The sequence below is a fragment of the Rhizobium sp. CFBP 13644 genome, assembly GCF_014842165.1.
Lineage (GTDB): Bacteria > Pseudomonadota > Alphaproteobacteria > Rhizobiales > Rhizobiaceae > Agrobacterium > Agrobacterium tumefaciens_C.
This window is the reverse complement of sequence record NZ_JACYVF010000002.1, coordinates 879,377-891,950: the sequence shown is the minus strand read 5'-3', so window position 1 is coordinate 891,950 and position 12,574 is coordinate 879,377. Positions and strand designations below refer to the sequence as shown.

Below are 12,574 nucleotides of genomic sequence, written 5' to 3'. Positions count from 1 at the left end.
AAACTGAATCAAGTCATTGAAAAAGAGTCGCTTTTCGCCCCGGAACGAATCACAGGTGATTCGGTTGAATCGCCTAAGTTGCGTTAGTTGCGTAGGAGAGTTCAATGGCAGGCCAGCGTGCACAGTGGAGGGGCTTCATCAAATTCGGAGAAGTGGCGGCAGGAGTGGCACTCTACACAGCCGCGTCAACCTCCGACCGCATTACCTTCAACACGATCAACAAGGCTACAGGAAACCGGGTCAATCGCGTCTTCATAGACAGCGAGACTGAAGAGCTTGTCGAGAAGGAACACCAGACCAAGGGCTTCGAGATCGACAATGGCCAGTACATCATCATCGACCCTGACGAAGTGGCAGCGGCAATCCCTGAGAGCAACAAGACGCTTGAGATTGAAGCGTTCATCCCGTGCTCGGACGTTGACGATGTTTACTTCGACAAGCCTTACTACCTCACCCCGGACAAGATGGGTTCTGACGCGTTCGTCGCTTTGCGGGACGGCATGCGCAAATCGAAGGTCGCGGCCATTGCCAGAACCGTTCTGTTCCGTCGGATGCGAACTGTGCTGATCCGCCCTCACGGCAAGGGCTTGATCGCGACAACCCTGAACTACGATTACGAAGTTCGGTCCTCGAAGAAGGCCTTCGAGGAAATGCCAAAGATCAAGGTGGATGCCGAAATGCTGGAATTGGCGAAGCATATCATCAGCACCAAGAAGGGCGACTTCGACCCCGCCACTTTCGATGACCGATATGAGACCGCGCTCGAGGAGATGGTGAAGGCCAAGATCGAAGGCAAGGCGATGCCGAAGCGCAGGAAGGTCGAGGCTTCCAAGCCAAACGATCTGCTTGCGGCGCTTCGCGAGAGCGCTGGCATGATGAAAGCCGCTGAGAAGCCGAAACGCACGGCGGCCAACGCGAATGCCGGAGTGAGCAGGCAGCGCTCAACACGTAGTGCGGCGAAGCCCACCTCTTCCAAGACCGCGCAACAGCGCAAGGCCAGCTAAGGAAACCGATCATGGCACTTCGACCATACTGGAAAGGTTATCTGAAACTGTCGCTGGTCACATGTCCGGTGCACATGATGCCCGCAACGTCAGAATCGGAAAAGGTCCGTTTCCACACGCTCAATAAGGAGACTGGAAATCGCGTCGTGTCTCAGTACATCGACTCCGTGACAGGAAAACCTGTCAAAGACGAGAACGAGGCAAAGGGATACGCGCGTGGTGAGAACGACTACGTCATACTTACGGACGACGACCTCGACAACGTTGCGCTCGACACGGTCAAGACGATCGACATCCAGACATTCGCTCCCGCTGAATCCATAGAGTGGGTGTACCTGGAGAAGCCCCATTACCTTATGCCGGACGACGCCGTTGGTCACGAGGCCTTCGCCGTCATCCGGGACGCGATGAAGGCCGACAAGGTCGTCGGCATCTCGAAGCTCGTCATCGGGCGTCGCGAAAAGGCAGTCGTCCTTGAGCCGCGCGACGATGGCATCGTCCTGTGGTCGCTTCGCTTCGGCGACGAGGTTCGACCCGAGGAGGCATATTTTGAAGATATCGATGACGAGGGCGACCCGGATCTGATCCCTCTTGTCCAGAGGCTGATCAAGCAGAAGACAGCTAGGTGGTCACCGGAAATGGTCAGCGACCCGATCCAGGAAAGTCTGCTCAAACTGATCGCCGAAAAGAAGAAGATGCTCAAGCCTAAGAAGGCGACCAGGGGCAAGAAATCTGAGGCTGCCGAACCCAAGTCCAACGTGATCAACATCATGGACGCGCTACGCAAGTCGGTCGCAGACGAGCTCAAGAGCCGAAAATCAGGCTGACGGGATCGCCGTTCACCGATCCTTATGCTTTAGGCGAGCGCTTATCGAGCCAAGACCTTCCGCAGGAAACCGACGGCTGTGTCAGCGCCACTCACGGAGATCGTGTGCCCTACCCGAGGCTCGATCTCCAGTTCCACCAGAAACCCGGCCGCTCGTAACTGCCTGGCCGCGACTGTGGAAGCAACCGACGGAATAGTGCGGTCATCGGCACCATGGACAAGGAGCACAGGGGTCTGATTGCTTTCTGGCAAGATTGATGTGGGAGGCAGAAGGCCCGAAAACGCGACCACAGCGCCGACGCTCCAGCGGCCAGATGCGACACCATCCAGAGCCATTATTGCGCCTTGTGACACGCCCACAAATGCAACGTCACGAAGCCGGTCCGCGAATCCTTCCTGCGCGATCACATCCCGCATCTTACGGTCGAAACCCTCTCGCGCATCGCGTATTCGACCGGGATCTAGCTGCATGCCATCAACTTTGAACCACTGATGGCCACCGTATCCATTACGATATGGCGCATCCGGAGTCGCGAATACCGCGTTGGGCAACCGACCGTTCCACGACGGTGCCAGAGGCGCGAGCTGCTGGCCGGACGCGCCGATGCCATGGAGGAGGATGATGAGGTGGGATGCTAACATTTGATCTCGGCCTTGGGAAACAAAGAGAGGGCGCTCGACCCATCATGGGGAGCGCCCTCTTCACCCGCGACGACAAACGCGCAACCATCATGGTTGCTGCAGGCCGTCGATATGTGGGTGGTGATCCTTAGATGAGCACCGCCCACGCGCTTTTCAAGGTCACATCGACTTTGCGGTTGTTTCCATCCAGGTACGATGTTTCAGCTCATCCTGATGAGCGGTGAGGAAGAATGCCCTCGTGCTCGGAATGGCATCCTTGTGTTTCGCCGCGCGCTCGTAAGCGGTTACCGTGTCATCCTCGTTCGTCTTCATGGCTTTGAGAATAGCGGAATCGCCGAATAGATCAGCAAGCGCGATCTTGCCCGTCGTCAGCATCTGCTTCATGTCGCCTTCCGCAGGAGGTTCGATACCGATCTCCAATGCGATCTCGTTGAGAACAGCAACGTGCTGGAGATGGTCCTGCTTGAATTCATCGATCTTCGCAGCCAGCGCCTTGTCGTCGAGGCGTTCGATGCATGAGTCATATGCTGCGATAGCGTCATGTTCGAGATAGAGCAGATCCTTTACCAGCTTCTCGATGCTTCCTTCGTTCCCAACCATGGTGACCATGAATTCTTCTCCTCATTGATGTGGAAGCCTAGTAACCAACCGCTCCCGCGATGGTTCCCGATCCGGAGGCGCGCGGTGCGCGGAGCACCTTATGACGCGCACGCGTCGGAGCGAAACTCATGGGCGCGGTGTATTTCCCCCAGCGAGATGGGCGCTTTGCGCTCAATGGGAAAGCTAAGCAGACCTTTTAAGACCCGCACCCGATTTGGCTAGATAATGACCATTCCGGAATGGGAAAGAAAGAATTGCGATCGCGCGCCATCCATAATGCGTACACACGAAAGGCCGTGCATGAGATGGAATCTTTGCGATACAAAGATGCCACTTCGCCGCGTTCCCCCTTTACTCGGTTCGGCTGCTTCGATACGCAGCGTTGATGCTACTTTAGAGGTATAAGATAAACATGACGTCTTCGGCAGGAGAATGGATGAAATGGGCCGAGGAGATGCTGAGCCGTCTTCCCACCACGGATTTTCCGCATGCCGCAGAATGGTCCGCCGCGCTCAAGACGACATTCGGCAGCATGATTGCCGCGCCGCACCAGATCGTGCTGTTCTGGGGACCGGATTACATCGCGCTTTATAATGAAGCTTATGCGCCCACCATCGGCCAGAAACATCCTGACGCCTTCGGTCGCCCTGCAAGGCTGTACTGGAGCGAGCTTTGGGATGACCTGAGGCCGCTGCTCGATCAGGTCAGGCACGGCGGCGAGGCCGTCTTCGTCAAGGATCGGCCCTTCTTCATCGAGCGCCACGGACGTCCGGAAACAGTCAATTTCGACATCTCCTATTCCGCAGTGCCGGATGAGGCGGGTGCAACGGCAGGCGTGCTCTGCATCGTCAGCGAGACCACCGAGCGTGTGCGCGCCGAGCAGCGGCTGAAGGAAAGCGAAGCGCGTTTTCGCAACCTGGCGGACAATGCACCTGTCATGATGTGGGTCGTCGATGACTGCGGCAAGTGCACTTACCTCAATTCGAAATGGTACCAATTCACCGGCCAGACGGTGGAGGAGGCGGAGGGTTTCGGCTGGCTCGACGCTACGCATCCCGACGACAAGGAAACGGCGAGCAGGATTTTTCTCGATGCGCTGGAAAAGCGCGAGGGCTTCCGTCTGGAATATCGCCTTCGCCGACATGACGGCGTCTATCGCTGGGCGCTGGACGCGGCAGAGCCTCGCTTTTCCTCGGAAGGCGTATTCCTGGGCTATATCGGTTCGGTCATCGATATCGATGAACGCCACGAGATGGAGCGCAAGCTCTGGGACAGCGAAAGCGGATTTCGCGCGCTGACAAATTCGATCGACCAGATGGTCTGGTCCACGCGCCCGGATGGCTTTCACGACTTCTATAACCAGCGCTGGTACGACTTCACGGGAATGGAAGCCGGATCGACCGACGGGGCAGGATGGAACGACATATTCCATCCCGAGGATCAGGAACGGGCATGGGCCGTGTGGCGACAGTCGCTGGAAACGGGCAAGCCCTACCATATCGAATACCGGCTGCGGCATCGGTCCGGGCGGTATCGCTGGGTCATCGGTCGGGCAAATGCGGTGCGCGACGCAGACGACGAGATTTCCCGCTGGTACGGCACATGCACAGATGTGCACGAACTGAAGACCGCCGAGATGCAGCGCACGGCAATTCTCGCTTTCGAAGAAGAAATATCGGCGCTTCAGGCGCCGGGCGATATCGTCAAGGCTGCGGTGCGCACCGTGGGCATGTTTCTCAATGTGGCGCGCGCCGGTTATGGCACGATCGATGAAACGCGCGAAACCGTGCTCATCGAGCACGACTGGACTGCAAGCGGCATAACCAGCCTGCGCGGCGTGCTGCGTTTTCGCGATTACGGTGCCTTCATCGATAATCTCAAGCGTGGCGAGACCGTTGTCGTCACCGACGCCCACACGGATCCCCGCACGCGCGATCAGCGGGAAGCGCTGGATGCGATTTCTGCGCGCGCCAATATTTCCATTCCTCTGCGCGAACGCAGCGGGCTGGTTGCGGTGCTTTTCGTCAACAGGGCCGAGATTACTGACTGGACGGATGATCATCTCTCGTTTTTGCGCGATATGGCAACGCGGCTTCGCAATGCCGTGGAGCGGCGGCGTGCCGAAAACGAGCTGCTGGCGCTCACCGAAAGCCTCGAGCAGCAGATCATCCAGCGCACGGAACAGCTTCGCTCCTCCGAGGAGCGTCTGCGCCAGAGCCAGAAGCTGGAAACCATCGGAAAGCTTACCGGCGGCGTGGCGCATGATTTCAACAATCTGCTTCAGGTCGTGGCCGGCAATCTGCAACTGCTGCAGAAGGATGTTTCGGGCAATGAACGGGCCGAGCGCCGGGTGGTCAACGCCATGGCGGGCGTCACGCGTGGAGCAAAGCTTGCAAGCCAGCTTCTCGCCTTCGGTCGGCGCCAGCCGCTGGACCCGAAGGTCATCAATGTCGGTCGTTTCCTGCGAGATATGGACGATATGCTCCGCCGATCCATCGGTGAGGCCATCGATATCGAAACGATCATCGGCGGCGGTCTGTGGAACTGTCTTGCCGATCCGGCGCAGGTCGAAAATGCCGTTCTCAACCTCGCCATCAATGCGCGCGATGCGATAAACGGTCACGGCAAGCTGACCATCGAAGTCGGTAACGCGTTCCTCGATGATGATTATGCCGAAAAGCACGATGAGGTGACGCCCGGCCAGTATGTGATGATTTCGGTCAGCGACACCGGATCGGGCATTCCTTCCGGGCTGCTGGAACAGGTCTTCGAACCCTTCTTCTCCACCAAGGCGGAAGGCAAGGGCACCGGGCTTGGTCTTTCCATGGTCTTCGGTTTCGTCAAGCAATCCGGCGGGCACGTCAAGATCTATTCGGAAGTCGGCCATGGCACGACAGTGCGGATGTATCTGCCGCGCGCCCACGCCAAGGAAGATCGAGAGACCGCCATCAATATCGGCCCCGTGGTTGGCGGATCGGAAACCATTCTGGTCGCAGAAGACGATGACGAGGTGCGCGCAACCGTGGTCGAGACCCTGACGGATCTCGGATACAAGGTGCTGAAGGCTCCGAATGCGGAATCGGCGCTGGTGGTGGTCGAAGCGGGCATGCCCATCGATCTGCTTTTCACCGATGTCGTCATGCCGGGAAGCATGAAGAGCACTGAACTGGCCCGCAGGGCAAAGGAACGTCAGCCGGATATCGCCGTGCTCTATACATCCGGCTATACGGAAAATTCCATTGTTCACGGGGGTCGATTGGATCCGGGCGTGGAGCTGCTTTCTAAGCCCTATACGCGCGAGGCACTGGCGCGAAAAGTGCGCCACGTTCTAGCAAATCGCAGCCAGCGCATGCATGCCGCCATTCGCCCGGCACCTGCGACGCCTGAAATAGATGGGCAGTCACAAAGCCTGAAGGTGTTGCTGGTGGAAGACGATGCGTTGATCCGCATGAACACGGCGGAGATGTTGCGCGAACTTGGCCATGTCGTCATGGAAGCTGGCAACGGCAAGGAAGCCTTCGATATAGTGTCCTCAGAAAAAATCGATCTGCTGGTGACCGATATCGGCCTGCCGGATATTTCCGGGCGTGACCTCGCAGTAGAGATGAAGCAGAAAAAGAATGGTCTTCGCGTCATTCTCGCCAGCGGCCACGCTGCCGAAAGCGTCGATGTGCCGGACGGCGTTTCGATGATTTCGAAACCCTATGGCCTCACCGATCTCGCCAAGGCAATAGAGGCCGTTACCAGATCATGAAAATGCCGCCGGAGAGCATCCGGCGGCATTGCCTTTCAAAACTTCGAAAATCGTTCAGCCGGAGCGGGGTCAGTTCTTTGCATGCGGACCGGCGGGCAGGTTTTTCGCTCGTCGCCTCTTCTTTCGTATCTTTTTCTTCGATAGCCTAGCGGGCGTTTTTGTCGCTCATGGTAAGCCTCTTGGTCGCACGATGACAGAATGTCATCGGATCAACGTTACCTGCGAGGTGGAGTTCCGTTGCCTTCATCGTCGGTGTGTCACGCGATGTCACGCCGCGCAAGCGGATGCGACCAACCTAATGCCCACATGAACCCAGATCACACGTGTTCATGGTAGATGATGAACGGTCTGGCTGAGACAGCCGTGGTTCAACACCATGGCTGCCGACGGCCAGTCCATATCCTAGCCAGACCTTCGCTAACGAGGATATCTCCCAGGCTGCGGCCGTCCCGCACGAATACCCGCAGCTTCCGACCATACTTGTCCTCGTCGCGACCTTGCCATGCCTGCATCTGGAATGGTCCGGCGTTAACGACTTGAAGGAGCCGCTTTGTCGCTTTTGCACCGAGCGCCGCCTCCGATGAACATTTCGGATCGCCGACTTCCGGTGTGTCGATGTCGGCTATTCGGATCTTCGTCCCCTCGTGCCAGATCGTATCGCCGTCAACGACACAGTGAGACCGAGTTGATCCTGAGCAAAGGGAATAAGGCCTGAAACCTGGAACGTTCTGTGTCTGTGGCGATTTCACCACCTGCACAGCCGATGGGTTCTGGGCACGCGCGCTTCCGCCCGGCGGCAAGATATGTTTGTCTGCGTAGAAACTGAAGCCAGCTCCAGCCGAAAATGCTCCGATCATAGCAAGAGCGACAAGTTTACCGAACGACATGATTCCTCCGGCGTGTAACCGTTCTTCACCATGCCGGAGACAAGCTTGTCTTTGAAGCGTGACACCCCTCCTGTGAACTTGAAGGTCGCCATCGACTTGCGAAGCTGGTCCGCCTCCCCGCCTGTGAACCCGGCGCAGACCATCGCAACCGCATGGCAGATTCCTGAAACAGCGGCACGCCCAGCGTCTTGCCAAGCACCGCCTCCAGCTCGGGTGTCGGGTATTCGACAGGCTCCTTGCCCTCCCGGCGACGCAGGTAGGGGTGAACCATATCGCCTTGGATGGGGCCAGGCCTAACGATGGCGACCTGTACGACGAGATCGTAGAATGTGCGCGGCTTGAGCCGAGGAAGCATCGCCATCTGCGCCCGGCTCTCGACCTGGAAGGTGCCGAGGGTATCGGCTTTGCGGATCATCGCGTATGTCGGGCCGTCCTCTTGCCGAACCTTGGCGAGATCGAGGTCTTCATGCTTGTGCTCCCGGATCAAGTTGAAGGCCTTCTGCATGCACGTCAGCATGCCGAGGGCCAGCACGTCGACCTTCATCATCTTCAATGCTTCGACATCGTCCCTGTCCCATTCGATCACCTGACGATCTTCCATCGCCGCCTACCAATGATCGAGATCACATGTGCACCGTGTGGTCGTCGCGACCTACTGGAGCGAAAGGCACTGGTCGAACAGTTCGGAGCCGGGGTCAGCTTCTCACGATTGAGACGACGGCTGGCGATGGGATGCGACCGCCTTTGCCATCCAAACGGCGATCACTGCGGAACGCGTTTCCCCTGCCTGGAAGACGTCGAAGATCGCAAAAGTGGCTGAGACAACGAGACTTCGATATCTACTTTGAGAACCCAAAGCGAGAAAGCGGTGGACAGGTTGGGCGCTCGTCTGGCGTTTCGTTGCCTGCAGCGAGAAATCGGAAAAACCGCTGCATTCACCATCTCCGTCGTGTCCGATTGACACACCGCATTCTCGCAAAATCTAACCAAAAAACATGGTGGAGTTCCCGATACATCGTAAGCGATGTGCCGCTTACACCTTGTCAGCCAATCTCAGTCGATGGCGAACTCCGAGGCGAACGGGCGAGTGCGCTTTATCGGAATGCGCTCATCCAATCCCTGACCTCCCGGACAGCAGTCGGGTAACGGGGTTTTCGCAGCGAAACGAGATAGAAATCAGCGCCGGTCCTCATTTCCATTGTGAATGGCTGGACTAGACGGCGCGACTCAAGATCGTGCTTGACGAATAAGAGGCTGGCGAGAGCAAGTCCCTGTCCCGCCACCGCCGCCTCTATGGCCAACGAAGTCTGGTTGAACCGGATATTCTTAGCCGCCGCGACCGCCCCCCCAGGAAAAGCGGCATCCAAAAACTGCGGCCAGAAATCATGGGAATCATGCAACAGAGCGTAGTTCCTGAGGTTCTCAAGCTCCTCAGGCGGCCCCAGCTTCTCGATTAATAGCGGACTGGCAACAGCGACGAGCACTTGCTCGAACAGAAGGTCGGCAACGAGGCCTGGGCCAAAAGGCGGACGCCCGTAACGCACTGCCAGGTCCACTGCATCCGTCTGGAAGTTAGAGACCCTATCGGTCGCTAGGATGCGCAGGTCGATATCGGGATGTACTTCTGTGAACTCCGGCAATCGCGGGATCAGCCAGCGCGATGCGAAGGTCGGTGTCACACTGATGGTCAGGTGGCGCGGTTCAGGCTTCAAGGCATCTGTTGCATCGGAGATCAACTCGAAAGCCCGGCTGATATTGCTGACGTAGCTTCGCCCAGGTTCGGTAAGCGCAATTGTCCTTGCCTGACGGTCGAAGAGCTTCAGACCCAGAACGGCCTCCAGACGGCGTACCTGCTGAGCCACGGCACCCTGCGTCACCCCTAGTTCTTCGGCGGCAAGCCGAAAGTTCAGATGGCGCGATGCCGCTTCGAAAGCCCGTAGAGCGTTGAGAGGAGGAAGTCGCTTGGTATCGTCAGCCATGAGATAGTTTTTCTACTGGATGATGCGCATCGTTCTGGTTCGTCGGAGCTTTTAGGAAATGGTATCACCACATCCAGATAACTCCAACTCCAGTGAAGGAAATCGACATGTCTGTAGAAAAAGTGGCAGTAGTGGTGGCTGGCGGCTCTGGCATGGGCGCGGCATCCGCCCGGCGGTTGGCAACCGATGGCTTCAAGGTGGCAATCCTGTCGTCGTCGGGCAAGGGCGAAGCGCTGGCACAGGAACTTGGCGGCCTGGGCATCACAGGATCGAACCAGTTGAATGACGACCTCAAGCGACTGGTTGACAGCACCATGCACCGTTGGGGCCGCATCGACGTTCTGGTCAACAGCGCTGGCCACGGACCGAGAAAGCCGATCCTCGAAATCACAGACGAGGACTGGCACGCCGGGATCGATGTCTACTTCCTGAATGTGGTGCGGCCCACGCGTCTGGTTACGCCGGTCATGCAGGGCCAGAAATCCGGCTCCATCATCAACATCTCCACCGCCTGGGCTTTCGAGCCGAGCGCGATGTTTCCGACATCGGCCGTAGCAAGAGCGGGTCTTGCCTCCTTCTCCAAGGTGTTTGCCGACACCTACGCATCAGAAGGCATTCGCATGAACAACGTCCTGCCAGGATGGATCGACAGCCTTCCAGCCACCCAAGAGCGGCGGGACAGCGTGCCGATGAAGCGTTACGGGACCAGTGAAGAGGTCGCGGCGACCGTGTCGTTCCTCGCCTCGGATGGCGCGGCTTACATCACGGGCCAGAACATTCGCGTCGATGGCGGCGTGACGAGGTCCGTGTAATCCAATGAAAAGATCCGCGCTTCTCGCCTTCTGCTTTCTCGGCCTCGTTTGGGGGAGCAACTTCATCTTCGTCAAATGGGCCGCCGTCCATATCGCGCCAGTGCAGATCACGCTGCTGCGTGTGATCTTCGGCTTCATTCCCGTCTTCCTCTACGCACTATTGCGGGGCGATCTGAGCTGGAGCCAGCTTCGCCACGTTCACCACTTTGTCATCATGGCCCTTCTGGCGACTGCTCTTTACTACTATGCATTCGCCCGTGGCACGGTGCTGCTGCCCTCCGGCGTTGCCGGGATGCTCAGCGGAGCGATACCGCTGTTCACGCTGGTCTGCACCTTCCTGTTCCTGCGCGAAGAGCCGCTTGGAATGGGCAAGGTGGCCGGATTGGTCCTTGGCTTTCTTGGCGTGCTCCTCGTCGCGCAACCGTGGTCCTCGACGGGAGAGATTGACGCTCATGGAATCGGGTGGATGATCGGTGGATCGTTCAGCGTCGGCTGTTCTTTTGTCTATGCACGCAAGTTCATCAGCCCGCTGAAGCTCCCGGCCGCAGCGCTGACGACATGGCAGATCGGTATCGGGATGGTGCTTCTGGCACTCGTAACGCCGATGCAGGGAATTGGTGCCGTTTTCAACGACCATCGCGTTGCCGCAGGCCTCATCCTCGGTCTCGGGCTATGTGGCACGGGGCTCGCTTATGTCGCCTACTACCACATCGTCGAAAACCTTGGGGCTCTCGCTGCGTCCAGTGTCACTTACGTGCCGCCAGTCGTGGCTCTTCTAATCGGCGTGGCGCTAGTCGGTGAAACGGTCCCGCTTTCGGGATACATCGCACTCGTATCGATTCTGGCCGGTGTCGGACTGATCCAGTGGTCTTCGATGAGGGCAGCCAAAGCGCAACGCGCTTAGCTAGTGCTGGTCGCTGAGGTAGAAGACCATTGATCCGCCTCTGCTTATGGCCATTTACGAGAACTGTGAGTGTGGCGATCAGGTATGCCAGCGGATCAACCGCATTGAGCTTGCACGTCTCGCTGAGCGAGGCGATGATCGCCCAGTTCTCCGCCCCTATATCATGCCCCGCGAAGAGCGCGTTCTTGCGATTGAGGGACTCCCTGTCTGTCGATGACTACGCAACGTCATTTGAAGGAAGGCTCCGGGCGCTGTCTTTTGCCCACGACCAGTCATTCGCTGGCGCGGATGGTGGCGAACTGCGCGGTCTCATCGAAGCCGAGGCGGGCATGCATCGTTTCGCGCAGATGCCGGACAGGATCACGATTGGTGGTGATCTGGTCGGGCTTACCGAGCGGGCCTTCGGGGTGTTCGCGCTTCTGCTTCACGAAATGATGACGAACTCAGCCAAATACGGCAGCTTGTCAGTGCCTTCTGGTAAGCTCGAATCTCATGGCAGATCGGCGTCGATGGCGATTGCGAACTTACCTGGATCGAAAGCGGGGGCCCGGAAGTGGAGCCGCCCACCCGACAGGGCTTCGGAACGAACCTGATTGAGAAGACGATCTCTCACGATCTCGGCGGATCGGTCGACATCGACTATGCGCGGCAAGGTCTTCGTGCCCGGTTCATCGTCCCAGGGAAACACCTTCATGCGGTCACGGAGCGTGTTGTCAGCGAACATCCTGATCAAATTATGAATGAAGAAATCTTGGCTGGCCTCAGCGTTTTGCTGGTGGAGGATCAGGCGCTGATCGCGATGGACACGGAGGAACTGCTCCGGACCATGGGCGCTTCGGAGGTCGTTGTGGCCGCCGACGTGGACGCTGCTCTCGACAAGATTGCAGAGACAGTTCCGGCCTGCGCCGTGCTCGACCTCAGTCTCGGCTTCACTTCGTCGGAGGATGTCGCTGTCGAACTCGATCGTCGAAAAGTGCCTTGTGTGTTTGCAACGGGCTACCGCGACAGCGTGAGCATTCCTGATCGCTTCGCCGGCATCCCGGTCGTGCGAAAGCCTGTTGCAATGAAGGCGCTCGCCATCGCCTTGCAGCAGGTCATCGCTGACTGACAGCCGTACGCCGACGCCGAGGTGAAGCGGGCACGGGCCACGAATTATTCGCCTTTGA

At 58.1% G+C, this 12,574-nt stretch carries 11 protein-coding genes and 2 pseudogenes; 7 read left to right on the top strand and 6 right to left on the bottom strand.

Annotated elements, in window-relative coordinates:
* Positions 1–104 precede the first annotated feature (104 nt).
* Both ku (IFT53_RS09385) and ku (IFT53_RS09380) read left to right on the top strand, forming a co-directional pair.
* Complete coding sequence (ku, locus tag IFT53_RS09385; RefSeq protein ID WP_192063918.1) at positions 105–1,004, top strand: non-homologous end joining protein Ku; 900 nt, start codon at positions 105–107, stop codon at positions 1,002–1,004.
* An 11-nt stretch (positions 1,005–1,015) separates the two neighbouring features.
* Positions 1,016–1,831: a non-homologous end joining protein Ku gene (ku, locus tag IFT53_RS09380; RefSeq protein ID WP_192063919.1), complete on the top strand. Its 816-nt coding sequence runs from the start codon at positions 1,016–1,018 to the stop codon at positions 1,829–1,831.
* 41 nt (positions 1,832–1,872) lie between these two features.
* Here ku (IFT53_RS09380) and IFT53_RS09375 read toward each other — a convergent pair whose 3' ends face one another.
* Entirely contained in the window at positions 1,873–2,472 is a 600-nt protein-coding gene (locus IFT53_RS09375; protein ID WP_192063920.1) for an alpha/beta hydrolase, read from the bottom strand.
* 159 nt (positions 2,473–2,631) lie between these two features.
* Positions 2,632–3,081 carry a DUF892 family protein gene (locus IFT53_RS09370; protein ID WP_192063921.1) on the bottom strand — a complete coding sequence of 150 codons (450 nt, stop codon included), beginning with the start codon at positions 3,079–3,081 and terminating at the stop codon, positions 2,632–2,634.
* A 427-nt stretch (positions 3,082–3,508) separates the two neighbouring features.
* On the opposite strand from IFT53_RS09370, the gene IFT53_RS09365 reads away from it, so the two are divergent.
* Positions 3,509–6,826 (top strand): PAS domain S-box protein, encoded by a 3,318-nt coding sequence (locus tag IFT53_RS09365; RefSeq protein WP_192063922.1) that lies wholly within the window; start codon positions 3,509–3,511, stop codon positions 6,824–6,826.
* Between the two features lie 368 nt (positions 6,827–7,194).
* On the opposite strand, the gene IFT53_RS09360 is transcribed toward IFT53_RS09365, so the two are convergent.
* The 3 genes and pseudogenes from IFT53_RS09360 to gcvA form a co-directional block, all read right to left on the bottom strand.
* The gene (locus IFT53_RS09360; RefSeq protein WP_192063923.1) at positions 7,195–7,713 is read right to left on the bottom strand and encodes a thermonuclease family protein; all 519 of its coding nucleotides are present in this window, start codon (positions 7,711–7,713) and stop codon (positions 7,195–7,197) included.
* A 5-nt stretch (positions 7,714–7,718) separates the two neighbouring features.
* Positions 7,719–8,320 (bottom strand): annotated as a pseudogene (gene dnaE2, locus IFT53_RS09355) (error-prone DNA polymerase); the annotation flags it as partial.
* 487 nt (positions 8,321–8,807) lie between these two features.
* Positions 8,808–9,692: a transcriptional regulator GcvA gene (gene gcvA, locus IFT53_RS09350; RefSeq protein WP_192063924.1), complete on the bottom strand. Its 885-nt coding sequence runs from the start codon at positions 9,690–9,692 to the stop codon at positions 8,808–8,810.
* A 107-nt stretch (positions 9,693–9,799) separates the two neighbouring features.
* Between gcvA and IFT53_RS09345 the strand changes: the two genes are divergently transcribed.
* On the top strand, positions 9,800–10,504 hold the full coding sequence (locus tag IFT53_RS09345; RefSeq protein WP_192063925.1) for an SDR family oxidoreductase: 705 nt from the start codon (positions 9,800–9,802) through the stop codon (positions 10,502–10,504).
* Positions 10,505–10,508: 4 nt separating this feature from the next.
* Entirely contained in the window at positions 10,509–11,408 is a 900-nt protein-coding gene (locus tag IFT53_RS09340) for a DMT family transporter (protein WP_192063926.1), read from the top strand.
* Between the two features lie 16 nt (positions 11,409–11,424).
* Here the strand turns inward: IFT53_RS09340 and IFT53_RS09335 are convergent.
* A pseudogene (locus tag IFT53_RS09335) lies at positions 11,425–11,607 on the bottom strand (transposase domain-containing protein); the annotation flags it as partial.
* Between IFT53_RS09335 and IFT53_RS09330 the strand changes: the two are divergent.
* Positions 11,543–12,001: an HWE histidine kinase domain-containing protein gene (locus tag IFT53_RS09330; RefSeq protein WP_244656259.1), complete on the top strand. Its 459-nt coding sequence runs from the start codon at positions 11,543–11,545 to the stop codon at positions 11,999–12,001. The pseudogene IFT53_RS09335 and the gene IFT53_RS09330 overlap by 65 nt on opposite strands.
* Positions 11,962–12,516: a response regulator gene (locus tag IFT53_RS24035; protein ID WP_192063928.1), complete on the top strand. Its 555-nt coding sequence runs from the start codon at positions 11,962–11,964 to the stop codon at positions 12,514–12,516. Before IFT53_RS09330 ends, IFT53_RS24035 begins: the two co-directional genes overlap by 40 nt.
* Positions 12,517–12,574 lie beyond the last annotated feature (58 nt).

Excerpts from the sequence above, each read along its gene's own strand:
- ku (WP_192063918.1), top strand. The coding sequence starts at position 105 with ATGGCAGGCCAGCGTGCACAGTGGAGGGGCTTCATCAAATTCGGAGAA.
- ku (WP_192063919.1), top strand. The coding sequence starts at position 1,016 with ATGGCACTTCGACCATACTGGAAAGGTTATCTGAAACTGTCGCTGGTC.
- IFT53_RS09375 (WP_192063920.1), bottom strand. The coding sequence starts at position 2,472 with ATGTTAGCATCCCACCTCATCATCCTCCTCCATGGCATCGGCGCGTCC.
- IFT53_RS09370 (WP_192063921.1), bottom strand. The coding sequence starts at position 3,081 with ATGGTCACCATGGTTGGGAACGAAGGAAGCATCGAGAAGCTGGTAAAG.
- IFT53_RS09365 (WP_192063922.1), top strand. The coding sequence starts at position 3,509 with ATGAAATGGGCCGAGGAGATGCTGAGCCGTCTTCCCACCACGGATTTT.
- IFT53_RS09360 (WP_192063923.1), bottom strand. The coding sequence starts at position 7,713 with ATGTCGTTCGGTAAACTTGTCGCTCTTGCTATGATCGGAGCATTTTCG.
- gcvA (WP_192063924.1), bottom strand. The coding sequence starts at position 9,692 with ATGGCTGACGATACCAAGCGACTTCCTCCTCTCAACGCTCTACGGGCT.
- IFT53_RS09345 (WP_192063925.1), top strand. The coding sequence starts at position 9,800 with ATGTCTGTAGAAAAAGTGGCAGTAGTGGTGGCTGGCGGCTCTGGCATG.
- IFT53_RS09340 (WP_192063926.1), top strand. The coding sequence starts at position 10,509 with ATGAAAAGATCCGCGCTTCTCGCCTTCTGCTTTCTCGGCCTCGTTTGG.
- IFT53_RS09330 (WP_244656259.1), top strand. The coding sequence starts at position 11,543 with ATGATCGCCCAGTTCTCCGCCCCTATATCATGCCCCGCGAAGAGCGCG.